The 26,619-nt window shown below is 47.4% G+C and carries 21 protein-coding genes; 19 read left to right on the plus strand and 2 right to left on the minus strand.

Annotation, left to right across the window (positions count from 1 at the left end):
• Window positions 1–22: 22 nt before the first annotated feature.
• The gene (locus tag ACK1LH_RS01835; protein WP_029285494.1) at window positions 23–331 is read left to right on the plus strand and encodes a YerC/YecD family TrpR-related protein; all 309 of its coding nucleotides are present in this window, start codon (window positions 23–25) and stop codon (window positions 329–331) included.
• Window positions 332–396: 65 nt separating this feature from the next.
• Here the strand turns inward: ACK1LH_RS01835 and ACK1LH_RS01840 are convergent, their stop codons facing one another.
• Window positions 397–1,371, minus strand: coding sequence for a DUF3231 family protein (locus tag ACK1LH_RS01840; RefSeq protein WP_411334327.1), 975 nt, complete (start codon window positions 1,369–1,371; stop codon window positions 397–399).
• A 167-nt stretch (window positions 1,372–1,538) separates the two neighbouring features.
• On the opposite strand from ACK1LH_RS01840, the gene ACK1LH_RS01845 reads away from it, so the two are divergent.
• The 5 genes from ACK1LH_RS01845 (at window position 1,539) to ACK1LH_RS01865 (ending at window position 8,067) form a co-directional block, all read left to right on the plus strand.
• The gene (locus ACK1LH_RS01845; protein WP_411334328.1) at window positions 1,539–2,225 is read left to right on the plus strand and encodes a heptaprenylglyceryl phosphate synthase; all 687 of its coding nucleotides are present in this window, start codon (window positions 1,539–1,541) and stop codon (window positions 2,223–2,225) included.
• A gap of 108 nt (window positions 2,226–2,333) precedes the next feature.
• Window positions 2,334–4,505 carry a DNA helicase PcrA gene (gene pcrA, locus ACK1LH_RS01850; RefSeq protein WP_411335056.1) on the plus strand — a complete coding sequence of 724 codons (2,172 nt, stop codon included), beginning with the start codon at window positions 2,334–2,336 and terminating at the stop codon, window positions 4,503–4,505.
• A 20-nt stretch (window positions 4,506–4,525) separates the two neighbouring features.
• Window positions 4,526–6,535: an NAD-dependent DNA ligase LigA gene (gene ligA / locus ACK1LH_RS01855; protein WP_029566462.1), complete on the plus strand. Its 2,010-nt coding sequence runs from the start codon at window positions 4,526–4,528 to the stop codon at window positions 6,533–6,535.
• A 52-nt stretch (window positions 6,536–6,587) separates the two neighbouring features.
• Window positions 6,588–7,751 carry a CamS family sex pheromone protein gene (locus tag ACK1LH_RS01860; protein WP_234703394.1) on the plus strand — a complete coding sequence of 388 codons (1,164 nt, stop codon included), beginning with the start codon at window positions 6,588–6,590 and terminating at the stop codon, window positions 7,749–7,751.
• Between the two features lie 130 nt (window positions 7,752–7,881).
• Window positions 7,882–8,067 carry a hypothetical protein gene (locus ACK1LH_RS01865; protein WP_411334329.1) on the plus strand — a complete coding sequence of 62 codons (186 nt, stop codon included), beginning with the start codon at window positions 7,882–7,884 and terminating at the stop codon, window positions 8,065–8,067.
• Between the two features lie 27 nt (window positions 8,068–8,094).
• Here the strand turns inward: ACK1LH_RS01865 and putP are convergent, their stop codons facing one another.
• The gene (putP, locus tag ACK1LH_RS01870; protein ID WP_411334330.1) at window positions 8,095–9,576 is read right to left on the minus strand and encodes a sodium/proline symporter PutP; all 1,482 of its coding nucleotides are present in this window, start codon (window positions 9,574–9,576) and stop codon (window positions 8,095–8,097) included.
• A 350-nt stretch (window positions 9,577–9,926) separates the two neighbouring features.
• Between putP and ACK1LH_RS01875 the strand changes: the two genes are divergently transcribed.
• From ACK1LH_RS01875 to ACK1LH_RS01935, 13 genes are all read left to right on the plus strand, one after another.
• Complete coding sequence (locus ACK1LH_RS01875; protein ID WP_411334331.1) at window positions 9,927–10,301, plus strand: Hsp20/alpha crystallin family protein; 375 nt, start codon at window positions 9,927–9,929, stop codon at window positions 10,299–10,301.
• 258 nt (window positions 10,302–10,559) lie between these two features.
• Window positions 10,560–11,831 carry an ABC transporter substrate-binding protein gene (locus ACK1LH_RS01880; protein ID WP_411334332.1) on the plus strand — a complete coding sequence of 424 codons (1,272 nt, stop codon included), beginning with the start codon at window positions 10,560–10,562 and terminating at the stop codon, window positions 11,829–11,831.
• Window positions 11,832–11,902: 71 nt separating this feature from the next.
• Window positions 11,903–12,754, plus strand: coding sequence for a carbohydrate ABC transporter permease (locus ACK1LH_RS01885; RefSeq protein WP_029285514.1), 852 nt, complete (start codon window positions 11,903–11,905; stop codon window positions 12,752–12,754).
• An 89-nt stretch (window positions 12,755–12,843) separates the two neighbouring features.
• On the plus strand, window positions 12,844–13,635 hold the full coding sequence (locus ACK1LH_RS01890; RefSeq protein WP_029285516.1) for a carbohydrate ABC transporter permease: 792 nt from the start codon (window positions 12,844–12,846) through the stop codon (window positions 13,633–13,635).
• 12 nt (window positions 13,636–13,647) lie between these two features.
• A complete protein-coding gene (locus ACK1LH_RS01895; protein ID WP_411334333.1) occupies window positions 13,648–15,369 on the plus strand; it encodes a beta-galactosidase in 1,722 nt (573 codons plus the stop codon).
• A 14-nt stretch (window positions 15,370–15,383) separates the two neighbouring features.
• Window positions 15,384–17,609, plus strand: coding sequence for an alpha-galactosidase (locus tag ACK1LH_RS01900; RefSeq protein WP_411334334.1), 2,226 nt, complete (start codon window positions 15,384–15,386; stop codon window positions 17,607–17,609).
• Window positions 17,610–17,612: 3 nt separating this feature from the next.
• A complete protein-coding gene (locus ACK1LH_RS01905) occupies window positions 17,613–19,565 on the plus strand; it encodes a beta-galactosidase (protein WP_029566458.1) in 1,953 nt (650 codons plus the stop codon).
• Window positions 19,562–20,743 carry a galactokinase gene (locus tag ACK1LH_RS01910; protein ID WP_029285524.1) on the plus strand — a complete coding sequence of 394 codons (1,182 nt, stop codon included), beginning with the start codon at window positions 19,562–19,564 and terminating at the stop codon, window positions 20,741–20,743. The genes ACK1LH_RS01905 and ACK1LH_RS01910 overlap by 4 nt, the downstream gene beginning before the upstream one ends.
• A complete protein-coding gene (gene galE / locus ACK1LH_RS01915; RefSeq protein WP_029285526.1) occupies window positions 20,740–21,738 on the plus strand; it encodes a UDP-glucose 4-epimerase GalE in 999 nt (332 codons plus the stop codon). The genes ACK1LH_RS01910 and galE overlap by 4 nt, the downstream gene beginning before the upstream one ends.
• On the plus strand, window positions 21,735–23,288 hold the full coding sequence (gene galT / locus ACK1LH_RS01920) for a UDP-glucose--hexose-1-phosphate uridylyltransferase (protein ID WP_411334335.1): 1,554 nt from the start codon (window positions 21,735–21,737) through the stop codon (window positions 23,286–23,288). Before galE ends, galT begins: the two co-directional genes overlap by 4 nt.
• Window positions 23,239–24,276, plus strand: coding sequence for an aldose epimerase family protein (locus ACK1LH_RS01925; RefSeq protein WP_203289430.1), 1,038 nt, complete (start codon window positions 23,239–23,241; stop codon window positions 24,274–24,276). The genes galT and ACK1LH_RS01925 overlap by 50 nt, the downstream gene beginning before the upstream one ends.
• A 36-nt stretch (window positions 24,277–24,312) precedes the next feature.
• On the plus strand, window positions 24,313–25,305 hold the full coding sequence (locus ACK1LH_RS01930) for a LacI family DNA-binding transcriptional regulator (protein ID WP_029566454.1): 993 nt from the start codon (window positions 24,313–24,315) through the stop codon (window positions 25,303–25,305).
• Between the two features lie 323 nt (window positions 25,306–25,628).
• Entirely contained in the window at window positions 25,629–26,552 is a 924-nt protein-coding gene (locus ACK1LH_RS01935; RefSeq protein WP_411334336.1) for a glycerophosphodiester phosphodiesterase, read from the plus strand.
• Window positions 26,553–26,619: the final 67 nt, after the last annotated feature.

Raw genomic sequence — 26,619 nt, forward strand, 5'->3', positions numbered from 1 at the left:
TCTTTTAAAAAGGAGAATCAACATGCAAATCGAAAAATTACGGGGAAAAGAACTTGACCAATTATTTGAATCTGTCCTCTCACTTAAAAATCTGGATGAATGCTATCGATTTTTCGATGATCTCTGTACAGTAAACGAAATTCAGTCACTTGCACAGCGCCTCGAAGTGGCACGCATGCTGCGCGAAGGGTTTACTTATCATAAAATCGAAACAGAGACAGGCGCAAGCACAGCGACGATCTCGCGTGTGAAACGCTGCCTGAACTACGGCAACGACGCCTATACGATGGCTCTTGAGCGCATCGGCGCGCAGGAGCCGAAAGAATCTTAATAGCAAAAAGGCTGAAGAATTCTTCAGCCTTTTTATTTTGGACTTTTTCGCATGCATCGCCAGCTTCACTCAGGCGGTTCCTCGAACCACCCATTTTCAATCATCAGCTTAATTCCTTCAGTTGCATAAAAGAAAATATCTTTTCCAATCAAAGCGGTTTTCAGCGATAAGTCGCTGCGCAGGCTGAAGATCGTCCCGAAGCTGCTGCCGACGAGGCCAAAGCCGTTCAGCAAGTATACGCAGAACATCATCAGTTTTTCCGAAAACGGTGCAGCGGCAGAGGAGGTCACGGTGCCGCCTGCTCCTGCTGAGAACTGCACATTGCTATCCAAAAGCAGTTTTTCAAAGGTTTCTATTTGTTTTTTCGCAAGCTTTTTTCCTTTTAAAAAGTAGTCCTTAATCTCAGGAGTTGCTGAGCACTGCGCAAATCCTGTCACCAGCAGCATGCCGATATTGTTCGTTTCGATGCCGTGATGAAGATTTCCGATTTCAATGTCGTTCAGTGCGCGGCTGTCTTTAAAAAACGGAAAGCCGTCAAGATAGGATTCATCTTTAATAAACTCGGCCGTTTTTGGCTTTTCCACCAAGGGAGGAAGGGTTAAAATCCCTTTCTCCAAAAGATAATGTGTGGAAAGCTTATACACTTTTTGCGTCGTTGACGTGAGTCCTTCATAAATAGACATTACATCATCGCGGTAGGCCATATTCATATTGAGTGTGTACATCCCCATGCTCACTTCTTTTAAAATACGGAGAAACATGATGTCAAATCCGTTGTCATAAAGCTTTGGAGCCTGCAGATTCACATCATTCTCAGTAAACCCCTTAGGAATCGCAACGCCCTCCTGCTCAAAAATGCCTTCCATTTTTGTGACGAAGTGATTGAGTTCCTGCCAAAGACCGCCCATAATATTTTTCGCCTGCTGGTCATCTGATTTTTCCATGAAGTATTCCAATACGCGTAAAATCATTGTTTTTTCCTGATATGTAAGCCACAGTGTCCCAATTTCAGACGAACTGAGCGGATATTTATTATTCAAGGTCCATCCCTCCATAGAGCTAGTTTCTTCATTGAAAAGCAGAATTATGAACAGTTGCGCCAAAACGTAATCAGATTGTCAAAACCTTCATAGCATGTGTGCGTTTTTTGCAGGGCATTAATTTGATATAATGTTTGAATGGAACCTGATTGTTAGGAGGAACGGCTATGTATGATGTGAGCGAGTGGAAGCATGTATTCAAACTCGATCCCGATAAAGAAATAAGCGACGCTGCACTCGAGAAAATATGTGAGTCAGGAACAGATGCCATCATTGTCGGGGGAAGCGACAATGTAACGATGGATAATGTGTTAAACTTAATGTCCCGAATCAGAAGATACCTTGTGCCGTGTGTGCTTGAGGTATCAGAGATTGAGTCGATCATGCCCGGTTTTGATTTGTATTTCATCCCGTCTGTGATGAACAGCAGGGATGCAAAATGGGTAATGGGGCTGCATCATGAGGCGGTAAAAGAATATGGAGATCTTATGAACTGGGATGAACTCCTCGTGGAAGGCTACTGCATTCTGAACGGGGACTGCAAAGCAGCCAGGCTCACAGATGCAAGGACTGAATTGACTGCTGATGACGTGGTCTCATACGCAAGACTGGCTGAAAACATGTTTCACATGCCGATTTTCTATCTGGAGTACAGCGGAACTTATGGCGATGTGAATGTTGTGGAGGCGGCAGGCAAAGTGCTTTCTGAGACAAAACTGTTTTACGGAGGCGGCATTCAGACGCCTGAACAGGCAGCCGAAATGGCCGAGCATGCCGATGCCGTTGTTGTCGGCAACATTATTTACGAGGACCTGGAAGCCGCATTGAAAACGGTAAAAGCGGTAAAACCATAATTGCATAACACTCAGGTGATGAGATAAAATAAGAACATACGTTTGATATAAGGTGGTGTCCGGAACGTGCAATTTTTAACAGATCAATTATTAAATGGCTTGAATGACATGCAAAAGGAAGCGGTCAAGGCAACGGATGGACCGCTCTTGATCATGGCAGGCGCGGGGAGCGGAAAGACAAGCGTTCTCACAAGAAGAATCGCGTACCTGATGGTTGAAAAGGGCGTCGCTCCGTGGAATATCCTTGCCATTACATTTACAAATAAAGCGGCAAGGGAAATGAAGGAGCGTATCGGAAAGCTGCTTGGACCAGGAGCAGATGATATCTGGATTTCTACATTCCACTCGATGTGTGTAAGAATTTTAAGACGTGACATCGACCGGATCGGCATCAGCAGAAATTTCTCGATTCTGGATACGACAGATCAGCTGTCCGTTATTAAGCAGATCTTGAAAGACCGGAATATTGATCCGAAGAAATTTGATCCCCGCAGCATGCTGGGAAGCATCAGCAATGCGAAGAACGAACTGATCACTCCCGAGGAATTCGAAAAAACAGCGGGCGGCATGTACGAGCAGGTTGCAAGCGACGTATATAAGGATTATCAGAAAAAACTGCTCAAAAACCAGTCTCTTGATTTTGATGACTTGATCATGACGACGATTCAGCTGTTTCAGCGTGTGCCTGAAGTGCTTGAATTCTACCAGCGCAAATTTCAGTACATTCACGTGGATGAGTACCAGGATACGAACAGAGCGCAGTATCTGCTCGTGAAAATGCTTGCATCGCGTTTTCAGAATCTGTGCGTAGTCGGAGACTCGGATCAGTCGATTTACCGCTGGCGCGGAGCTGATATTGCGAATATCCTCTCTTTTGAAAAAGATTATCCGTCTGCCAGTGTGATTCTGCTTGAGCAGAACTACCGCTCGACACAGCGCATTCTTGAAGCGGCAAACGGCGTCATAAAAAATAATATGAACCGCAAGGCGAAAAATCTCTGGACTGAAAATGATGAAGGACAGAAAATCAGCTACTACCGTGCGGACAGCGAATCGGCCGAAGGGCAGTTTGTGGCGGGCAAAATCAATCAGCTCGTCTCCACACAGGGCAGAAAGCTTTCAGATTTTGCGATTCTTTACAGAACGAACGCCCAGTCCCGTGTCATCGAGGAAATTCTGCTGAAGTCGAACATCAATTATACGATTGTCGGCGGCATCAAGTTCTATGACAGAAAAGAGATTAAGGATATCCTCGCTTATATGAGACTGATTGCAAACCCTGATGATGACATCAGTCTGGCACGCGTCATAAACGTGCCAAAACGCGGTGTTGGAGCGACTTCTGTTGACCGGATTGCCCAGTATGCGGCAGATAATGATCTGTCCCTCTTCGGGGCGATTGAACAGATTGAGTTTGCCGGTGTCAGTGCACGTGTAGTCAGTGCGATGGTAGATTTCCGCGAACTGATCCGGAACATGGCCAACATGCAGGATTATCTGTCTGTCACGGAGCTAGCAGAAGAAGTGATTGAGAAAACAGGCTACCGCGACATGCTGAAAACGGAGAAAACGATCGAAGCGCAAAGCCGCCTCGAGAATATCGACGAGTTCCTGTCTGTTACCCAGAACTTTGAAAAGAACAGCGAGGATAAGAGTCTTGTTGCATTCCTGACTGATCTTGCTTTAGTGGCGGACATTGATAAATTAGACGATGATGAGGAAGCCTCTAAAGAAGCGGTCGTGTTAATGACGCTTCATTCTGCAAAGGGCCTTGAGTTCCCGGTAGTCTTTTTGATGGGCGTTGAAGAAGGCGTCTTCCCACACAGCCGCTCTCTTATGGAAGAAGAGGAAATGGAAGAGGAGCGCCGCCTTGCCTATGTCGGCATTACCCGTGCAGAAAAAGAGCTGTTTATCACAAATGCGAAAATGAGAACTCTCTTCGGGCGGACGAGCATGAACCCTGAATCAAGATTCATATCTGAAATTCCATCCGCTCTGATTGAAAATCTGAATGAAGTGAAAAAGAGCTCTTCGCCATTCGGTGCAAAAGCACGGCCTGAACGGAGACCTGCCGTTACAAGACCGATTGCAGCCTCTACAGGCGGAGATGAAATTGCCTGGAGCGTCGGCAGCAAGGCAGAACATAAAAAATGGGGCATCGGCACCGTTGTCAGCGTTAAAGGCGAGGGAGAGGGCAAGGAGCTTGATATTGCATTCCCAAGCCCTGTCGGCATCAAACGGCTGCTTGCTAAATTTGCTCCGATTAAAAAAGTACAGTAGTGAAAGGAATGGACCAAGGGATGGATATGAATACAGCCAAACAGCGTGCAGAAACCCTGCATGACTTATTAAACAAGTACAACTATGAATATCACGTGCTGGATAAACCGACTGTTCCGGATTCTGAATACGATCAGCTGCTGCATGAGCTGATTGACATTGAAGAACAATTCCCTGAACTCAAGACTCCGGATTCGCCGACTCAGCGGGTTGGCGGCGAAATTCTTGAAGGCTTTAAAAAGGTTCAGCATCAAACACCTATGCTCAGTCTCGGAAATGCATTCGGCGAGCAGGATCTCCGGGATTTTGACCGCCGTGTGAGGCAGGCTGTCGGTGATGATGTTCAGTATATGGTTGAGCTTAAAATTGACGGCCTGGCTGTTTCCCTTACTTATGAAAACGGGGCATTCGTGCGCGGGGCGACCCGGGGTGACGGTACAACCGGCGAAGATATTACTGAAAACCTGAAAACCATCCGGTCCATTCCGCTGAAGCTTAAGAAAAACCTTTCCATCGAGGTGCGCGGCGAAGCCTATATGCCGAAGTCCTCGTTTGAAAAATTAAATGAAGTGAAAATACAGCTTGAGGAAGAGCCGTTTGCCAACCCGCGAAATGCCGCGGCAGGTTCCCTCCGCCAGCTCGATCCGAAAATTGCAGCGAAACGAAATCTCAATATTTTCGTCTATAGTATTGCAGACCTCGGGGAAGAGACAGGTGCCAAAACCCAAAGCGCGGGTCTTGATGCACTCGAGGAACTTGGATTCAAAACCAATACCGAACGCAGGAGATGCGAATCAATCGATGAAGTCATCGAGCTGATTGCAGCCCATCAGGAAAAGCGGACAAGTCTTCCGTATGAGATTGACGGAATCGTTGTAAAAGTCGATTCCATTGAACAGCAGAAAGCATTGGGATTTACGGCAAAGAGTCCTCGCTGGGCGATTGCGTACAAGTTTCCTGCAGAGGAAGTCATGACAAAGCTCCTTGAAATTGAGCTCAATGTCGGACGAACGGGCGTTGTGACGCCGACTGCGATCCTTGAGCCGGTCCGTGTTGCCGGCACGACAGTCAAACGTGCATCCCTGCACAATGAAGACCTGATCCGCGAAAAAGACATTCGCCTTGGCGACTATGTCATTGTAAAAAAAGCGGGGGATATTATTCCGGAGGTAGTAAACGTCCTGCCTGAACACAGAACAGGCGACGAAAAAGAGTTCGCGATGCCGACCCATTGCCCTGAATGCGAAAGTGAGCTTGTGCGGATTGAAGGGGAGGTTGCCCTCAGGTGCATCAATCCAAAATGTCCGGCTCAAATCCGCGAAGGTCTTATTCACTTCGTCTCCCGTAACGCAATGAACATCGATGGTCTAGGAGAACGTGTCATTGCCCAGCTTTTTTCGGAAAACCTGATTGAGGATGTAGCCGATCTGTACCGCCTTCAGCGGGATGAGCTTCTGAAGCTTGAACGGATGGGCGAAAAATCAGCTGACAACCTTCTGCAGGCGATTGAAAACTCCAAGCAGAATTCCCTTGAGAGACTTCTGTTCGGGCTTGGCATCCGTTTTATCGGTTCGAAGGCGGCAAAGACGCTTGCGCAGCATTTTGAGACGATGGAACGATTGCAATCTGCTTCTCGGGATGAGATTATTGCAGTTGATGAAATTGGAGATAAAATGGCGGACGCTGTTGTTACTTATTTTGAGCAGGAAGAGATGAATGAACTTATCTCAGAGCTGAAAGCCTGCGGTGTGAATATGTCCTATCTCGGTCCGAAGCTTGTGAGACCTGAAGAATCCGACTCATTTTTTGCCGGAAAAACCGTCGTGCTAACAGGGAAGCTTGAGCAAATGTCCCGCAATGAAGCAAAGGAAAAAATCGAAGCGCTCGGCGGAAAAGCAGCGGGAAGCGTAAGCAAGAAAACGGATTTGGTCATTGCCGGGGAAGATGCAGGAAGCAAGCTTGCAAAAGCTCAGGAGCTGGGCATTGAGATTTGGGATGAAGAACGCTTGATTGAAGAGCTGAAAAAATAGATTTCTTTTTGAGGAGAAACTAAAAGAGGTGTGTTCCAACTTGAAAAAAGGTATGGTAATACTGCTTGCAGGCTGCCTGTTTTTGTCAGCCTGCGCACCGAGCTTTGGTGAAGAGGAGGAGCTTGTACAGGAAACGGAAGATGATTCAACAGAAAAAGCGATCATTCCGAAGTACAACATTTCAGACTCCTACTATAAAATGATTTTGCCTTTTAAAGAGGGCAAAGCAAGAGGCCTTGTCGCAGAAAACATCAATACCCGTCTTGATATTGACGAGTTTGAAACGGGCCTGATGAGAATGGCTCAGGAAGAATTCCCGCCTGATAACCATCTGTATCAGGAAGGGCAATATCTCGACGAGAAGACAATCCGTTCATGGCTTGGAAGAAAGCTTGAAGGAAAAGATCTTGAAGAGAAGAAATCAGATAAAAGTTTCAAAAACGAAGGACTTAATCCGCCGAAATCATCAGAAGGCGATTATATCCAGCAGAACGAAAAAAGCCCGATTTATTTGGCTCATATGCTTGAGCATAACTACTTGGTCCGAAAAGGCGAAAATACGGTCGAGCTTGGCGGAGTTGTCATCGGACTTGCGATGAACTCAGTCCATTACTACCGTGAAGCCGTAGGAGAGCCTCAGCGGGAATATAAGATTCCTGACAGCCAATTAGAGGCAGAAGGCAAAAAAATGGCCGCAGAGGTCATCAAGCGCGTCAGAAGCCAAAAAGGGCTTGAAAAAGTACCAGTAGTCATTGCCCTTTACAAACAGGCGCCAAAATCCTCTATCGTGCCAGGCAGCTTCATTGCAAGCACTGTCGTTGACGGAGGAAGCAGTTCAATCGGCAAGTGGGACAGCGTAGATGAAGAATACGTCTTCTTCCCGTCGCCAGAAGGAACGGAAAACTACCGCGAAGATGCCAACTTGTTCGAACGCTTCAAACAGGACATTGACGACTTCTTCCCGAACTACACAGGTGTTATCGGCAAAGCCTTCTACAAAGGCGAAGAGATGCAGGAACTGAAAATCGATATTCCGATGCAGTTTTACGGGAAATCAGAAGTGATTGCATTTACACAGTTTGCTACCGGCAAAGTCGTGGACTACTTCCCGGACTACGTTTCGGTCGAAGTTAACATCAGCTCCACAAGCGGCCAGGAAGCCCTGATCGTCCGCAAACCGGGCCAGGAAAAACCGACTGTGCATATTTATCAATAAATAAGAGGAAACCATCCCGTTAACTGGGATGGTTTTTTTATGTATGCCTTCTAGCAATCCAAACTCTTCTAGGCTGAGCAGCAGCCGGTTATAATAGACTTAAACAAACGTTTAATTAAGAGGTGATCCTATGCCGCATAAGGAAAAACGAACAATGGTGTTTCTAGTTTTAACCGGCATTCTTTTTCTCTTCAGCATGCTGACATTCATCATCCCAATCCCAGGTCTTCTAAAGGATGCCGTCTTCCTCGTTGGATTTATCACTGCCTGCATTATCCACTTCTACTTTAAAAGAAAACAAAAAGAAACCGCCTGACCACAGGCGGTTTCTGCATGCAAAGCATTATTTCGTTTCTTCTTCCAGCGTTTCTTCCATTTCCGTAAACACGTTCTGTACGCGTTTTGATGGTCTGCTTGTGATCAAGCTGACGACATAGACAGCAATTAAGCTCAGGAAGAATCCAGGGATCATTTCGTATACTGTTTCTTTCAATACCGGTACGTTTACCCAGATCAATACGGTTACGGCACCGACAATCATTCCGGCCAGTGCGCCCCACTTGGTCATGCGTTTCCAGTACAAGCTCAGGAGAACGGCTGGTCCAAATGCAGAACCGAATCCGGCCCATGCATATCCGACGAGTGAAAGAATCGTGTCACTTGGTGTGAGTGACAGAAGCACACCGATGATGGCAACGAGCAGAACAGACAACCGTCCAATCAGGACAAGCTCTTTGTCACCTGCGCTTCGTCTGAAGAAGGTGCGGTAAAAGTCCTCTGTCAGTGCACTTGATGTAACAAGCAGCTGAGATGAGATTGTACTCATAATCGCCGCGAGAATGGCTGCAAGCAGGAATCCTGTAATTAACGGATGGAACAATACTTGCGCGAATTTAATAAAAATCGTCTCAGGATCAGCAAGCGTTGTTGCTGTCTGATTTACATAGGCAATACCGACAAGACCCGTCAGCATCGCACCAAATACTGAGATAATCATCCAGCCCATTCCGATTCTGCGGGCAGGCTTTAATTCTTTAATCGATGAAATAGCCATAAAGCGGACAATGATATGCGGCTGGCCGAAGTAGCCAAGTCCCCATGCAAGGAATCCGAGTAATCCTAGAACAGTCGTGCCTCTGAACACATCAAGGTATTTAGGGTCGATGTCTCTGATGACATCAAATGTCGGTCCGACACCGCCCAGATCTGTAAAGGCAACAATCGGAACAAGAATGAGGGCAAGGAACATGATAACGCCCTGAACAAAGTCTGTCAGACTGACGGCAAGAAATCCTCCGAATAGTGTATAGGCTACAACGACACCTGCTGTAATAAGCATGCCTGTTGTGTAATCCAGTCCGAATGATGATTCAAATAGAAGTCCTCCGGATACTAATCCTGCTGAAGTGTAAAGCGTGAAGAAAATAAGGATGACAATCGCTGAAACGAAGCGAAGAATGCGCGTTTTGTCTTTAAAGCGATTTTCAAAATAATCCGGGATGGTAATGGAGTCGTCTGCAACCTCTGTATAGGTTCTAAGACGCGGAGCGACCAGAAGGTAGTTGGCATAAGCCCCAACAGTCAGTCCCACTGCTATCCACATACTTGATAATCCAGTTGTATACATAGCACCTGGAAGACCCATCAGCATCCATCCGCTCATGTCAGAAGCTCCGGCTGATAATGCCGTTACTGCAGGACCCAGTCCGCGTCCTCCGAGCATGTAACCAGACACATCGTCCGTAGACTTCTTGTAGGCATACAATCCGATGAGCAGCATGCCGACGAAGTAAATTCCAAGTGATATTAAAGTACCTGTTTCCACCAAATCTCTCCTTTGACTTTAGTGATTGTGTAATAAAAGAACCAAATATTTCTAACCGTTCAGCCCTACGGTTACTTAACCTAACAAACTATTTCCCGCGTTTCAAGGATTTGAAACAGATACGGCGCGGGTTTAAACCCTTCAGACGTACACAGCTTGTATAGGTAAGCGCTTTCCTCATTTTATCAAAGTAAAACTATTCAGAAAAATCAAACACAGTTACTTTTCGTTTCATACACAGATATTATGTGCATTCCGGCACTAAACAAATCACACTTTTCATCATAGGCAATTTGCTCTCTTCCTACATATGATATATAGACAAAACTGAGCGTATGAGAGGGATGAAAATGGAGAATAACCGAAAAGATCCAATGCGCATGATCAATGAATTTTTTGAGGCGCGGCCAAAACGGTCGCTGCTTGGAAATATAGACGAATACTTCAAGCAATCATTTTCAACAAAGGGTTTTCCGCTTTCAATGGAAGAAAAGGATGGGGCGTTTCTAGTAACAGCCGAGCTTCCGGGAACAGAGAGGGAAAACATCAAGCTGACGATCGAGGACGGGCATCTGGTCATTACAGTAAAAGGGGAAAAGGATGCAAAGGAATCCCTTCAAATTCCTCCGTCTGCCTTAGTTAAAAATCTAAAGGCCAATTACCGGAATGGTGTGCTGAAAGTCGTCATTCCCAAAAAACCATCTACTGAAGTAAAAATCGATTAGTTTTTTTACCTCAGTAAAAAAACTTTTAGTATAATTCAATTTTTACTTGCTTGAATTTGTAAAAACCTATTAGAACAAGGCAGAGAAGCTATTTTCTCTGTCATTTTTTTGTTTTTAGAATTATTTAAGTAAAATAAAAGGTAAAATAACTAAAACTTTTAGTTAAATTTTACTTGAAATGTTCAGTCAATTCATCTAAAATGAGTTTTGTAAACGATTTCATTTTGCGGTCAAAAAAGATGAATTAGGGGGTAAAGCATGAAAAAGGCAATAAGTTTGATCTGTATGGTTCTGATTATCGGCATGCTGTCAGCTTGTTCTGGAGGCAATTCCGAAAAGACAAGCAAAGATGACAACAAATTAACAGCATGGGCATGGAACATCAACGTCCCTGTTCTTGAAGCAGCGGCTGAGCGCTATAAAAAAGAAAACCCGGACTTCGAGCTCGAGATTGTAGAACTTGGGCGCGAAGATGTGTATCAGAAGTTAACAACAGGCCTGCAAGCAGGCGGTCAGGGTCTTCCTGACATCGTACTGGTAGAGGACGACCGTATTCAAGGGTATGCAGAAGCGTATCCGAAAGCATTTCTTGATCTGAAAAAATACGGTTTCGAGGAGCAAAAAGATAAGTTCCCGACAAGCAAAACCGATCTTCTGACTGTAAATGACAAAGTAGTCGGCTTCCCGTTTGACGGCGGCCCGACAGGTGTCTTCTACAGAACGGATATGTTTGAAGAAGCAGGCGTGAAAGCGGAGGACATTGAGACATGGGATCAGTTCATTGAAGCAGGTAAAACCATTAAAGAGAAGACAGGCAAAGCAATGCTTGGTCTTGATCTGAACGGTGACGACGGTCTTTACCGCATGATGATGAATCAGCAGGGTTCACTGTACTTTGACGATAAAGGCGAGCTTGTTCTGACATCTGAACAGTCTATGAATGCTGCAAAGGTCATCAAACAGCTTAAAGATGAAGGATTAGTTAAAAATACGGTTGGATGGGATGCATGGATCAGTGCAATGGTCAGCGGTGAGGTAGCAACTGCTCCATCAGGCGCATGGCTTTCAGGTTCGATTACCGGACAAGGAAAAGATACATCAGGCAAGTGGGGCGTGATTCCGCTTCCGGCATTTGAAGAAGGCGGCAACCGCGCTTCCAACCTTGGCGGAAGCAACTACGTCATCATGGAGAACACAAATATGAAACAAGAAGCCTATGACTTCCTTGAGTTCTTTTCAACAGATGAAGAAACACAGCTTGAAGCAATGAAGGGCGGACTGTTCCCGACTTTGAACACAATCTATGATGAGCCGGTTTTCACTGAAAAGCAGGAGTTCTTTACAAATCAGTCGATCTGGCAGACATTCACACAGCAAATGGACAGCATTCCGTCTGTTAACTATACAGGCAACTACTCTGTTGCAATGGATGAGTCCATTAAAGCACAGTCAGAAGCTGTCAGCGGAAAAGTATCCATTGAGGATGCCTACAAAGCGGCAGAAGACAGACTGAAGAACAGAGTCAAATAAGACATTGAAAATGAAAAAAGAAAGGGCCGAATCTAAATTCAGCCCTTTCGTAATTTAAGGTGGGATCTCGCATGAGTCAAACACGGTTATTTCCTTATATGTTTATTGCCCCTGCAGTTATACTCTTTCTCGTTTTTACCGTTTATCCGATCTTTGCTTCACTGTTGCTGAGCTTTCAGACGTTTGAAGCAGGGGAATATATTTTTACCGGCCTTGATAACTACATTACGCTTTTTAATGACACGATTTTCAGAAAAGCCCTGATGAACACATTCATTATCTTCATCGTGCAGGTGCCGATCATGCTGCTTCTTGCACTGATTTTATCCAGTGTGCTGAACAGCGGGCTCCTTCGCCTGAAAGGATTTTTCAGAGTATCGTTTTTCCTTCCGGCGGTAACATCTCTTGTTGCATATTCAATCCTTTTCTCCATCATGCTTCAGGAGGAAGGCATCATTAATACAGTCGTTGGTTTCTTCGGTCTGGAAGCGATTCCATGGCTGTCAGACAGTTTTTGGGCAAAAGCTTCCATCATCCTTGCGATGACATGGAGATGGACAGGATACAACATGGTCATTTTCCTTGCTGCTCTTCAAAACATTCCAAATGATATGTATGAAGCAGCTTCACTCGACGGCGCGGGGAAAATCAGACAGTTTTTCTATATTACAATCCCGCAGCTTAAGCCGGTTATTCTTTTCGCTGCAACCCTATCCACGATCGGTACGCTGCAGCTATTTGATGAACCGTTCAACTTAACAAAAGGCGGACCGGCCGATTCAACGATGACTCTCGGTCTGTATATTTACCAGAATGGATTTGAGTTCTTCCAGTTCGGCTACGCATCAGCAGTAGCTTATGTGGTAGTAATTCTAGTGGGTATTCTCACATTTATTCAATTTAAAGTGGCAGGTGATCGATGATGAATGCTGAAACAACCAACCAGATTCAATCAACGTTCGTAACAGGGACAAAGAAAAAGCGCAGTCGTTCGCTGCCGCAGAAAATCGGCATGTACGCCATTTTAATCCTGTTTATGATCATCTCGATTTTCCCGTTCTACTGGATGTTTATCGGGGCGACAAATGAATCAGGCAAAATGTTCACAAACCCGCCGACATTGACGCCGGGCGATCAGCTGATGACGAACTTCCAGAACCTGAATGCATCAATCAACATTCCGCAGGTAATGTTCAATTCGCTGTTTGTGTCTCTCTTGTATGTAGTGGCGGCACTTGCTGTTTGTTCGCTAGCTGCTTATGCACTGGCAAAATTCGAATTTAAAGGCAGAAACTTTATTTTCACCGCGTTTCTTTTATCGATGATGATTCCGTATCAGGCAACGCTGATTCCGCTTTTCCGGATGATGTCTGAGCTGAATCTTTTGAACACATATTTCGCGGTCATCGCGCCGCAGCTTTGCTATCCGTTTGCGATTTTCCTATTAAGACAGAACTTCCTTGCGTTCCCGACAGAGCTGATCGAAGCAGCGCGCCTTGACGGAGCAGGAGAACTCAAGATTTTCTTTAAAGTCGTTGCACCATCGATGCGTCCGGCACTTGCAGCCGCGTCCATCTTCCTGTTCATGACACAGTGGAACAACTTCATGTGGCCGCTTGTTGTATTGAATGATGCAGGCATGTACACGTTCCCGGTCGCACTCTCGACACTAATGGGTCTTTCTTATATTGACTACGGCCAGGTAATGATGGGCGTATCCATTGCAACCGTTCCGATTATCGTTTTCTTCTTAGTGCTGCAGAAGCAATTTATCTCAGGGATGCTTGGAAGCGCCGTGAAATAGGAGGAAAACAGGATGCTGACAACAAAGGGGAAGCAATTTTATTTAAACGGAGAACCGTTTCAGATTTTATCGGGGAGCATTCACTATTTCCGCGTTGTTCCAGAGTACTGGGAGGACCGGCTGCTGAAACTGAAGCAGCTCGGTCTGAATACAGTCGAAACGTATATACCATGGAATGTGCATGAACCGAAAAAAGGCCAGTACTGCTTTGAAGGCATGGCTGATCTTGAAGGCTTTATCAAAAAAGCAGAAGAGCTTGGGCTGTATGTCATTCTCAGACCGGCACCTTACATCTGTGCAGAATGGGAATTCGGAGGCTTTCCCGGCTGGCTCCTGAAAGAGCCCGGCATGGTGCTCCGAAGCTCAGATCCTGTGTTCTTTGATCATCTGACATCATACTTTGACGTTCTGCTGCCGAAAATGGTCCCGCATCTATCGTCAAACGGCGGTCCGGTCATTGCCGTACAGGTTGAAAATGAGTACGGCGCCTATGGAAATGACCTGGAGTATCTGAATGCATCAGCAGAGCTTTTTAAAAACGCAGGCATTGATGTTCTGCTCTTCACCTCGGACGGACCCGAATTCATTCAGCACGGATCCATGCAGGATGCTGTGACAACCTTGAATTTCGGCTCCCGCTCGGGGGAAGCCTTTGCTGCACTCGAAACGTTTCGACCAAACTCACCGGAAATGTGCGCAGAATTTTGGATCGGCTGGTTCGACCATTGGGGCGGTGAACATCACACGCGGGAAGCGGCTGATGTTGCCGCAGAGTATGAAAAAATGATTTCACAGGGTGCGTCCGTGAATTTCTACATGTTCCACGGGGGAACAAATTTTGGCTTCATGAACGGCGCAAATCATTACGAGTTCTACTCACCGACCATTACAAGCTATGACTATGATGCTCTTTTAACCGAATGGGGAGACCCTGGTGAAAAATACTTCACGGTAAAAAACGTTCTTTCTAAATACAGAGAGGTACCTGAAGAAAATCCGGCACCTTCTGTTAAGAAAAGCTACGGACAAGTGAGCATGAACGCTCAAATGAGCGTGTTTGATTATATCAGCACACTAAAACCGCAAAACGTTATCGCTCCGAAACCGATGGAGGAGCTCGACCAGAATTACGGCTACATTCTATATAAAACAGTGATTACAAAACAAGGCGCCCTTGAAATGGACACCGCGCCTATACGCGACAGAGCGTTTATCTATATCAACGGAAAGCTTGAGCGCACCATATACCGCAATGATCCTGAAAAAACGATTACCCTCTCCTTTCCGAATGAGGAAAACATTCTTGAGGTATTCGTGGAAAACATGGGCCGCGTCAACTACGGCAAGCATTTGAAGGACAAAAAAGGCATCACGGAAAATCTCTGGATCGGAAATCAGTACTGGTTCCACTGGGAGGTTTATCCGATTGAGATGGATGATGCGGACCTTGCTTTTATAAAAGGAGAAGACGAACGATATCCGCGCTTTTACAAAGGGGAACTGACGGCAGACGCGCCGGCAGATACCTTTATTGATCTTGAAGGATGGACAAAAGGCAATGTTTGGGTAAACGGGTTTAACCTCGGACGCTACTGGGTGACAGAAGGTCCGCAGCAGCGCTTGTACGTTCCGGGCCCGCTTTTGAAAGAAGGAAAGAATGACATTCTCGTGATGGAGCTTGAGGGAAATGAAACTTGCTCGATTACGTTTACGGACGAACCAAAACTCGGCTAAAGGAGCATACTGCGATGCCTATATTCATGAATGAAGAACGCAACCAATTCCACCTTGCAAACAAAACGGTCAGCTATATCTTTCATGTGATGAAAAACGGGGAGCTTGGCCAGCTGTATTATGGAAAACGGCTGAATCACCAGCCTGACTTTTCCCATTTTGCCGCCTATCACATTCCGACAGCTGCGAGCTGTCATCCTTATAAGGATGATCCGGCTTTTTCCCTTGAGACAGTATGCCAGGAATATCCGGTGTACGGCACGAGCGATTTCAGAGAGCCTGCCATCTCCCTGAGGCATCCAGGCGGAAGTTCTGTCAGCAAGTTTGAATTTACATCTTTTGAAATAAAGGAAGGAAAAGAGCGGATTCCGGGTCTTCCTGCAACGTTTGCGAATGCAGGTGATGCAAGTACATTGATCATCTCGCTCACAGATAAACTGAGAAAGCTGACATTGAAGCTTTATTATACGATTTTCGAACACTCTGCATCTATTGCCCGTCACGCGAGTCTTGAAAACGAAGGGGAGCAGCCGGTCGATATTGAGCGAATGATGAGTCTCTCCCTTGATCTTTCAGACAGTGATTTTACGATGGTCCATCTTGCCGGAACATGGTCAAGAGAACGCCATTTAAAAGAACGAAAGCTTCAGACGGGTATCCAGTCCATCTCAAGCATTAGAGGCGCAAGCTCGCATCACCACAATCCGTATATGGCGTTTAAACGTGCAAATACAACAGAAACTTCCGGAGAAGCGTACAGCTTCCAGTTCGTATACAGCGGAAACTTTTTAGCGCAGGCGGAAGTGGATCACTACGATGCAGCACGCATCCAGATGGGAATTCATCCGTTTCAGTTCAGCTGGCATCTGGTCCCGGGCGAGGTGTTTCATACACCTGAAGCCGTTCTGACGTATTCTGATGAAGGGTTGAACGGGCTCACCCAGTCCACGCACGACCTGTTCAGGGATCACCTTATCGCGCCCGTCTGGCAGAAACGGGATCGTCCTGTTCTGATCAACAACTGGGAAGCTACGTATTTCGATTTTAACGCTGATAAGATTACAGCGATTGCAAAGCAGGCTAAAGAGCTCGGTGTTGAGCTGTTTGTCCTTGACGACGGCTGGTTTGGAAAACGCAATGATGATACAACTTCTCTCGGCGACTGGTTCGTCGATTTGAAGAAACTGCCTGAAGGCATCGATGCCCTGGCTGATGCGGTACGCAGCGAAGGGCTGAAATTCGGTCTTTGGTTTGAGCCGGAGATGATTTCTGAGGAGAGCGATCTTTTCAGCAGGCATCCTGAATGGGTGATTCATGATCCTGAGCGGCCGGTCACATACGGCCGGAATCAGTGGGTGCTCGATTATACGCGCGGCGAAGTCGTTGATTATCTGTATGAGCGGATGTCCTCCATCATCGAGTCGGCAAAGCTCAGCTACATCAAATGGGATATGAACAGAAACATCACGGAGGCTTACTCCGCAGCGCTTGGACAGGACCGTCAGGGAGAATTTTTCCACCGCTATATCCTCGGAGTCTATGAGTTATATGAAAGATTGACAGAGAAGTACCCGGACGTCCTGTTTGAATCTTGTGCAGGAGGCGGGGGCCGGTTTGATGCCGGGATGCTCTACTATGCACCGCAGGCATGGGCAAGTGATGACACGGATGCCGTTGAGCGCCTTAAGATCCAGTACGGCTCATCTTTTGTTTATCCGATCTACAGCATCGGCTCCCACGTATCAGACGTGCCGAACCATCAGACGCTGCGCAAAACCTCGCTGAAAATGCGCGGGGATGCCGCCTACTTCGGCACGTTCGGCTATGAGCTTGATCCGAACAAAATGACAGAGGAAGAGAAGGAAGAAGTAAAAAAACAAATCGAGACATACAAGTCACACCGCACACTGGTCAGAAACGGCGATTTCCACCGGCTGATCAGCCCGTTTGAATCAAACGAAACCGCCTGGATGATTGTGTCCAAAGACCGTTCTGAAGCGCTTGTCGGCTGGTATCAGGTGCTTGCGGAAGCAACTCCGAAAAAAATCAGGACGCTGAAGCTTGCGGGGCTCGAAGCAGACAGCATGTACAAGGTGGACGGCGCCAAATACGGCGGGGATGAGCTGATGCAAAGAGGAATGGCGCTTCCGATCCAGTACAACGGCGTCAATAAGCAGCTTGCAGAACGCAGCGGAGATTTTCAGTCACACGTATTTTACCTTACGAAAAATGGGGGATGAGACATGTATTTAGGCGTTGATTACTATCCAGAGCATTGGGATCCATCCCTGTTCGGCGAAGATATTGAAAAAATGAAGGAAATGGGCGTAAACATGGTGCGCATCGGCGAGTTCGCCTGGCACTTGATGGAGCCTGAAGAAGGAAAGTACGACTTCTCTTTTTTTGACGGAGTCATCAAAAGGTTTAAAGAAGAGGGAATCGCCGTTATGTTCGGCACTCCGACGGCTACGTTTCCTGCCTGGCTTGTCAAAAAACACCCTGATATTCTTCTTGAAGATGAACACGGCCATCCGAAATCTTTCGGGGGCAGAAGACAGTACTGCTATAATTCAAAAACCTATCAGACTTACTCTCTTGCAATCGTAGAAAAACTGGTCACACACTATCAGGATGAGAGCGGCATTGTTTCCTGGCAGATTGATAACGAGCTTGGCCATGAAGGCAGTGACATGTGCTACTGCGGCGAGTGCAGAGAAGCCTTTCACCGGTTTCTTGAGAGAAAATATGAAACGGCTGAGGAGCTGAACAAACGCTGGGGCACGATTTTCTGGGGGCAGACGTACAACGCATTCGATGAAGTCCCTGTCCCGAAACCGACAATTACGGTTCATAACCCGGCTATGATGCTTGACTGGGCAAGATTCAGAAGCGAATCTCTCAGCAGCTTCGCGAAAATGCATCTGAATCTCGTAAAAAAGCTGAAAGGCTCACATCAGGAAGTCACGACGAATCTTCCTGGCGGCTTTTTCGGAAAATGGTTTGACCATAACGAGTTTTCAAGAGAACTTGATTTCGTTTCCTATGACAACTATCCAGTATGGGGAGGACTGACGAAACCGGTATCGCCTGCTTTTCTGTCATTCACTCTAGGATTTGTCCGCGGCATCAAGCGTGAAAACTTCTGGATCGTTGAGCAGCTGATGGGTGCACAGGGACATGATATCATCGGCTACCTGCCAAGACCCGGCCAGGCGCAGCTTTGGTCCTATCATGCATTCGCACACGGGTGCAGCAACATGCTTTACTTCCGGTTCCGCGGCATGAACAGAGGGGCTGAGCAGTATTGCCTCGGCATTCTTGATGCAGACAACACGCGTTCCCGCAAATTTTACGAGGTGCAGGAAGTATTCAAAGAAGTCCGTAAGCATGAAGAGGTATTCCATGCGCCGATTGAGGCAGATGTTGCCGTTCTTTATGACTTTGACAACGTTTGGTCAATGCGCATCCAGCAGCAGAGCTCGCAGCTTGAATTTACAAACGAACTGATGAGGCTCTATCAGCCTTTCCATGATGTAAATGTACCGGTTGACGTCCTGCGGTACGATCATGATTTTTCATCCTATAAAGTTGTGCTCGTCCCGGTGCTCACACTGGTTGACGACGAACTTGCCGCAAGACTGAAAGCTTTTGCTGAAAACGGCGGAACGGTGATTTTCTCCTTCCGTGCAGGCATGAAAAACAAAGACAACAATATCCCGTTCGGTGAAAAGGCACCTTATCAGCTGAAGGATCTGCTTGGAATTGAAATCGATGAGGCTGAGTCGCTTCACGGCGGCCAGCACGTCTCCATTGTTTCAGCCGACAGTAAAACAGAAGCGTCAGGCAGCGTATGGAGAGACCTTGTCCGTCCGGCAGCAGCGGAAACCCTGTATACCTACAGCGACCGTTTTTATAAAAACTATGCCGCTGTTACGGTGAACAAATTTGGGGAAGGAAAAGCCTATTACGTCGGAACCGGTGCAGAAGAAAAGGTGCTGGGTGAGCTTGCATTATCTGTTTTGAACGAGTCCGGCATCTCCTATATCGAATCAGCTCCTGGTGTCGAAGTGGTCATCAGAGGAGAGCATGCCATCGTCATGAACCACAATGATGAAGATGCGGTCTTTGAAGGAGAAGTGCTGGAGCCGTTTGAGACGAAAATTCTGGCACGGTCAAAAGGGGGACACACACAATGAATGCGGCTGAACTGGAAACATTATTCCAATCGACATTTGGAAGCGGGAGCTACCGCAGTTTTTTCGCTCCGGGACGCATTAACCTGATCGGGGAACATACGGATTACAACGGCGGACACGTCTTTCCATGTGCGATCACGTATGGAACGTATGCCCTTGCGGCAAAGCGTTCAGACCGAATGATTCGCATGTACTCCGTGAATTTTCCTGACAAAGGCATTGTGGAGTGCCCGCTTGACGATTTAGCTTACAGGTCCGAAGACGATTGGGCGAACTATCCGAAAGGCATGATAGCAGCCCTTAAGGAACGCGGATACGCCATCGAAGAAGGGCTGGACCTTTTAATCTACGGAAACATTCCGAACGGGGCAGGGCTTTCTTCATCCGCATCGGTTGAAATGGTCACAGGCGTCATGCTCGAAAAACTGTTCAATTTGAAAATCGACCGGATTGACATGGTGAAGCTTGGGCAGGTCGTTGAAAATCAATATATCGGAGTCAACAGCGGCATCATGGATCAGTTTGCCATCGGCATGGGGAAAAAAGCGTGCGGGATGCTGCTTGACTGCCAGACACTGAACTACCGCTATGCACCGATTGAGCTCGATCACCACGTAATTGTCATCATGAATACGAACAAACGGAGAGAGCTTGCTGGTTCAAAATACAATGAACGCCGCGGGGAATGCGAAGAGGCACTCCGTATTCTGCAGGAAAAAGTGCCTGCGCAGTCACTTGGCGAACTATCAGCTGAAACGTTTGAACGCTATGCATCCGCAATCAGCAGTGAGACCGTCCGTAAGCGCGCGCGTCATGCTGTGAGCGAAAATGAGCGGACGATTCAGGCTCTCGAAGCGCTTGAAAGGAACGACCTGTATACGTTCGGCGAGCTCATGAACGCGTCCCACCGCTCCCTTCGCGATGATTACGAAGTAACGGGAAAAGAGCTTGATGCATTAGTGGAAGCTGCCTGGAAACAAAACGGCGTCATTGGCGCGCGGATGACGGGAGCAGGCTTTGGCGGCTGTGCGATTGCCATTGTAGAGAAAACGGCGGCTGAAGACTTTTTAAGAGAAGTAGGCCGTGCATATCTCTCTGAAATCGGCTACGAAGCGTCCTTTTACATCGCAAACATCGGGGACGGAGCATGCGAAATCGAATTGGGGGTTCACATATGAGCGTATTAGTTCTTGGCGGGGCCGGCTACATCGGCTCCCATGCCGTCTACCAACTCATCGGCCGGGGGATCGACACGGTTGTGGTCGACAATCTGCAGACCGGGCACAGAAAAGCCGTTCACCCTGAAGCAAGCTTTTACGAAGGGGACTTAAGAGACGAATCCTTTTTAAACAGCGTTTTTGAAAAAGAGACTATCACCCAGGTGCTGCATTTTGCTGCAAGCAGCTTAGTGGGCGAATCAGTGGAAAAGCCGCTCAAATATTTCCGGAATAACGTTTACGGGCTCCAGGTCCTGCTTGAAGTGATGCAAAAGCACGGTGTAAAAGAGATTGTCTTTTCGTCTACGGCAGCTGTTTACGGCGAACCGGAGACTGTTCCGATTACGGAAACCGAACCGGCAAACCCGACAAATCCGTACGGCGAATCCAAGCTGATGATGGAGAAAATGATGCGCTGGTGCGAGCAAGCATACGGCATCCGTTATGTGTCTCTCCGCTATTTCAATGTGGCGGGCGCGCGGGCAGATGCTGAAATCGGCGAAGATCACACACCTGAAACACACCTGGTGCCGATTATCCTGCAGGTGGCGCTCGGACAGAGAGAGCACATCTCGATCTACGGAGATGATTACCCGACGCCTGATGGCACATGCATCCGTGATTACGTTCACGTAGAAGACCTGATTGATGCACACCTTCTTGCCTTGAACTATTTGAGCAGACAAGGGGAGAGCACCATTATCAACCTCGGCAGCAGCCGCGGCTTCTCAGTCAGCGAGATGATTCGGGAGGCGCGCGAAGTGACGGGCCATCCGATTCCTGCTGCCGCCGCACCTCGCAGAGCAGGCGACCCGAGCACGCTCGTCGCTTCATCCGGTAAAGCAAAAGCCATTCTCGGCTGGGAGCCGGCGCGAACAAACATCAAAACGATTTTGCAGGATGCGTGGAACTGGCATCAAACAAAACCACACGGATATGGAGAGGATTCCAGATGAACATGTCTTCATTCGTCAATCAATTAACAGAGCAAGCCATCCAGAAAAAATTCATCACAGACAGAGACCGCGTGTACGCACGGAATCAGCTGATCGGACTGCTTGGGATTGATGCCTATGAAGAATGCGGTCTGCCTGAGACTCTATTGACAGTTCCGGATCTCCTGGACGTTTTGGTTGAAGACGCAGCCAGACGCGGGGTGGTTGAGGGAACCTTTGATGAAAAAGAAAAACTGTCTGCAGGCCTGATGAATGTCTTTTTAGATAAACCATCCCACATTCAGCAGACATTCGAAGAATACTACAGCCTGTCGCCTGAAATTGCGACCGATTACTTTTATAAACTCAGTCAGAACAGCAATTACATCCAGACAAAACGGATTGCGAAAAACATCCATTACAAAACCCCAACTGAGTACGGGGAGATTGATATCACCATCAATCTCTCAAAACCGGAAAAAGACCCGCGCGACATTGCAAGAGAGAAGGCTGCCAAAAACGATGCAGCCTATCCGAAATGCCTCCTTTGCGCAGAAAATGAAGGGTACGCGGGGCGCATAGGCCATCCGGCACGCGCCAATCACCGGATTATTGAACTTTCGCTAGAGAGCGAGAAGTGGTATTTCCAGTACTCTCCGTATATTTACTACAACGAGCATTCCATTGTTTTATCAGGAGAGCACCGGGACATGAAAATCAACGGGGACGCCTTCAGGAGGCTGCTTGCGTTCGTTGAGCAGTTCCCGCATTATTTCATAGGTTCAAACGCAGATCTTCCTATTGTCGGCGGCTCGATTCTATCGCATGACCACTATCAGGCAGGGCGCTATTCATTTGCGATGGCGGAGGCACCGGATGAAGCAGTATTTGAAATTCCGCATTTTCCTGATGTGTCGTTCGCAAGAGTAAAATGGCCAATGTCTGTGCTGCGTCTGCGTTCTGCGGACAAAGCCCCGCTTGTTGAGGCAGCAGAGCACGTGCTGAATACGTGGAAAACGTACTCGAACCGTGAGGCGGATATTCTGGCCTTTACAGGAGATGAACCGCACCAGACGGTCACACCGATTGCCAGAATGCGCGGCGGCGAGTTTGAGCTTGATCTTGTTCTGCGCAACAACCGAACGAGCGAAGAGCACCCGATGGGCATTTTCCATCCGCATGCGGACCTCCATCACATCAAAAAAGAAAATATCGGCCTGATTGAAGTCATGGGACTTGCTGTCCTTCCGGAGCGGCTGAAAAACGAACTTCAGCAGATCGAAGCTCACCTGCTTGGTGAAGGCGGTTCTGTTCCTGAACACCACCTCCAATGGGTCAATCAGCTGCAGGCCAAATACGGAACTTTTGAAAAGAAAACGATCGATGCTGTCCTGAAAAAAGAAGTTGGCATAAAATTCAGCAGGGTTCTGGAGGATGCGGGCGTTTTTAAACGAACTATTGAAGGGAATAAGCATTTTAACCACTTTATAGAGTGTTTAAAAACAGAGAGGAACGATACGCATGAACATCCTTCACGAAACGATTCTCAAGCATCCGCAGCAAAACATTGAGAAATACACCCTTGAAAACAGCCAGGGATACTCAGTCAGCTTCCTGAACCTCGGCGGGACCATCACATCCATTATGGCACCAGACAAAAACGGAACCTTTGAAAATGTTGTTCTCGCATATGACCACGCGGAACAGTATCTCGAAAATCCGTATTACCTCGGTGCTCTGATCGGTCGCGTTGCCGGCCGCATTCAGGACGCGCAGCTTGGTCCTTACAAGCTTGAGGCAAACGAGGGGGAGCACCAGCTGCACGGCGGTCCGCACGGTTTTCACAGTGTTTACTGGAACGTCAGGACGGAAAAGCGGGATGATGCAGCTGTTGCTGTCCTTACACACTTCAGCAGGGACGGAGAGGGCGGATATCCCGGCAACCTTGACGTGCAGGTGACCTACACGCTTGACTGCGACAATACGTTTACGATTGACTATGAAGCACGGTCTGACAAGGATACGTGGTTAAGCCTGACAAATCATGCGTATTTCAATCTGTCTGCAGACAGCGGGCGGGACGTGCTCGGCCATGCGCTGCAGCTGAATGCAGAAGGCATCGCAGAAATGGACGAGGATCAGCTCCCGACAGGAAAGTGGATTCCTGTAAAAGACACCCCGTTTGATCTGAAAACTGGTAAACTGGTAAGAGAAGCAGCAGAGTCAGACAATCGGCATATTATTAATGCCGGAAACGGGTATGATCACCTTTTTCTTCTTGAACAGCGCGACCTTAACCAAATCATCGTTCAGGAAGAAGAAAGCGGCAGGAGGATGACGGTGCAGACGTCAGAGCCTGCAGCGGTCATTTATACGGCCAACAAAATGGACACAGTGCATCCGCTGAAGGCGGAACAGGCTAAAGGGCCATATGCGGCAATCTGCGTTGAAACGCAGCGGATTCCGGAATCACTTCTAGTGCCGGGGCTGCATACTCACAGGCTTGCAGCACATGAAGCGTACAGATCCAGAACATCATTTACATTTGGACTGGTTTAAACAAGAAGATATTGAGTGAACAAAGGGGTAAGGTATATGGCGGCTACAATTAAAGATATAGCTGAAAAAGCGGGTGTTTCCATTGCGACAGTTTCAAGGGTGCTGAATTTCGACGAAACGCTGTCTGTCGGGGACGAAACAAAAAAACGCATATTCGAAGTGGCCGAGGAACTGTCTTATAAAAAGCGGAAGACAAAAAAAAGCCTCGTGCCGAAGATTGCAATCGTCCACTGGTACACAGCCCTTGAGGAGCTGAATGACCTCTATTACATGTCAATCAGACTTGGCATTGAGGAGCGGGCGAAGCATCACAACCTTCAGCTTGCGACTTACTTTTATGATGACTTTGAAGAGATCAATCAGGACCAGCTGCAGGGCATCATTGCAGTAGGCAAGTTCAGCAGGCAGCAGGCAGAGGAATTCAAAAAAGCGGCCCGCAACGTCGTCTTCGTCGATTCAAGTCCGGATTCAGAACGCTTTGATTCGGTCATCGTTGATTTCGAGCGGGCAACGGAACGCGTCCTCGATCACTTTATCGCAAAGGGCCACACGCAAATCGGCTATATCGGCGGCCGCGAAACCTACCGTGAGCATACAGAAAAGCTTGACGATCAGCGTGAGGAAACGTTCATCAAGTACATGGGAGAGCGGAACATGCTGCGCGAGGACGCCATCTTCATCGGTTCCTTCACCGTTCAGGACGGCCACCGCATGATGTCAGAAGCCATCGCAAAGCTTGGCGACAATTTGCCGACCGCCTTCTTTGCAGCCAATGACAGCATTGCCATCGGCAGCATCCAGGCCCTGCACGAAAAAGGCATTCGCGTGCCCGAGCAGGTCAGCATCATTGGCGTCAATGACATTAGTGTATCAAAATACATTTTCCCGTCACTGACAACTGTCAAAGTCTACACTGAAGTCATGGGCGAAACTGCCGTAGACCTGATGGTCGAACGCATCACCGAGCGCAAAATCGCCAAACAGGTGACGATCGCAACAAAGCTGAAGCTGCGCCAGAGCTGCAGATAAGACGTTTAATTAAACGTTTGTTTAAAAGGGAAAACACCGCGTGCGGTGTTTTTTTATTGTAAATCAAAAGAATGTACGAGTATATTGGATGCGTTTGGAAATTTTCAAGTGAATATTCCTAGCCGGCAAGTAACCTCGTGTAAGCGGCAAGTAAATTATAATAACTGGCAAGTAAATCTATAAATGAGGCAAGTAAAGTGTGAAAATTCTCAGATAAACCGCACACCGCCGATAAAACCGGGCGGAATTTAACCAAATTTTAATACATAATCAAAGCTCCTCCATGATATAAAGAAATGACAACTACAATGGAGGTCCAGCCCATGCAACCAATACCTCAGCCCGACAGGAAAAAGAAAACCGCACTTCCTATATCCGCTGTCGTCCTCATCACCGCACTGCTCTTTTTTGTCATCATTCAATTCATCCCTGTCACTCAAACGGAAAACCAGACGTTTCTCAAAAAAGGAAACCGGCCCCTCATCATCGCTCACCAAGGAGGTGCCGGCATGGCGCCCGGCAATACGATGGCTGCTTTTTCGCTGTCTGAAAAGCTCGGAGTGGATATGCTGGAAATGGATGTTCATCTCTCTAAAGACGGGGAGGTAGTCGTCATTCATGATGACACTGTTGACAGAACGACAAACGGTACGGGGGCTGTCAAAGACATGACGCTAAATGAACTGCAGAAACTCGACGCAGGCTATCATTTCATCGGTCCGGACGGAAGCTACCCTTACCGGAACAAAGGCATTACAATTCCTTCCATGGATGAAATCTTCAACGCGTTCCCCGGCTATCCCATGACGATTGAGCTCAAAAAGGACGATCCGGCATTAGCAGACAAAATGGCAGATCTAATTAGAAAGCACAACATGAGCGATAAAGTAATCATCGCCTCCTTTTACGACGATGCACTGGAGTACTTTATTGAAGCAACGGACGGGACGGTCCCTGTCAGTCCTGCCCAAGGAGCCACGCGGAATTTTGTCATCGCCCACAAACTTTACTTAGACCGCATCGTTCCTATGGAAAAATACACAGCCGTCCAGATCCCGATGGAGGCAAGCGGTATGAACCTTGCGACAGAACGCCTGACAGAATCTCTCCACAAGCGCGGCATCGCGGTCCAGTACTGGACAATCAACGACGAAGACAGTGTCCGGAGGCTTGTGGAGATCGGTGCAGACGGCATTATGACAGATCATCCGAACATTGTGAAGAAGGTGCTCGATCAGGAACTGTAGAAAACCCGAATAATCACGGCCTTTTGTTGCTTTAATGCAATGACTTTTGTTATCATCAGAGTATTGT

Source organism: Metabacillus indicus, from assembly GCF_046603695.1.
Classification (GTDB): domain Bacteria; phylum Bacillota; class Bacilli; order Bacillales; family Bacillaceae; genus Bacillus_P; species Bacillus_P indicus.

Coding starts and splice junctions, on each gene's coding strand:
- galE (WP_029285526.1), top strand. CDS start 20,740: ATGAGCGTATTAGTTCTTGGCGGGGCCGGCTACATCGGCTCCCATGCC.
- ACK1LH_RS01900 (WP_411334334.1), top strand. CDS start 15,384: ATGCCTATATTCATGAATGAAGAACGCAACCAATTCCACCTTGCAAAC.
- ACK1LH_RS01925 (WP_203289430.1), top strand. CDS start 23,239: ATGAACATCCTTCACGAAACGATTCTCAAGCATCCGCAGCAAAACATT.
- ACK1LH_RS01895 (WP_411334333.1), top strand. CDS start 13,648: ATGCTGACAACAAAGGGGAAGCAATTTTATTTAAACGGAGAACCGTTT.
- ACK1LH_RS01935 (WP_411334336.1), top strand. CDS start 25,629: ATGCAACCAATACCTCAGCCCGACAGGAAAAAGAAAACCGCACTTCCT.
- galT (WP_411334335.1), top strand. CDS start 21,735: ATGAACATGTCTTCATTCGTCAATCAATTAACAGAGCAAGCCATCCAG.
- ligA (WP_029566462.1), top strand. CDS start 4,526: ATGGATATGAATACAGCCAAACAGCGTGCAGAAACCCTGCATGACTTA.
- ACK1LH_RS01845 (WP_411334328.1), top strand. CDS start 1,539: ATGTATGATGTGAGCGAGTGGAAGCATGTATTCAAACTCGATCCCGAT.
- pcrA (WP_411335056.1), top strand. CDS start 2,334: ATGCAAAAGGAAGCGGTCAAGGCAACGGATGGACCGCTCTTGATCATG.
- ACK1LH_RS01905 (WP_029566458.1), top strand. CDS start 17,613: ATGTATTTAGGCGTTGATTACTATCCAGAGCATTGGGATCCATCCCTG.
- ACK1LH_RS01860 (WP_234703394.1), top strand. CDS start 6,588: ATGGTAATACTGCTTGCAGGCTGCCTGTTTTTGTCAGCCTGCGCACCG.
- ACK1LH_RS01890 (WP_029285516.1), top strand. CDS start 12,844: ATGTACGCCATTTTAATCCTGTTTATGATCATCTCGATTTTCCCGTTC.
- ACK1LH_RS01880 (WP_411334332.1), top strand. CDS start 10,560: ATGAAAAAGGCAATAAGTTTGATCTGTATGGTTCTGATTATCGGCATG.
- ACK1LH_RS01910 (WP_029285524.1), top strand. CDS start 19,562: ATGAATGCGGCTGAACTGGAAACATTATTCCAATCGACATTTGGAAGC.
- ACK1LH_RS01930 (WP_029566454.1), top strand. CDS start 24,313: ATGGCGGCTACAATTAAAGATATAGCTGAAAAAGCGGGTGTTTCCATT.
- ACK1LH_RS01865 (WP_411334329.1), top strand. CDS start 7,882: ATGCCGCATAAGGAAAAACGAACAATGGTGTTTCTAGTTTTAACCGGC.
- ACK1LH_RS01875 (WP_411334331.1), top strand. CDS start 9,927: ATGGAGAATAACCGAAAAGATCCAATGCGCATGATCAATGAATTTTTT.
- ACK1LH_RS01885 (WP_029285514.1), top strand. CDS start 11,903: ATGAGTCAAACACGGTTATTTCCTTATATGTTTATTGCCCCTGCAGTT.
- ACK1LH_RS01835 (WP_029285494.1), top strand. CDS start 23: ATGCAAATCGAAAAATTACGGGGAAAAGAACTTGACCAATTATTTGAA.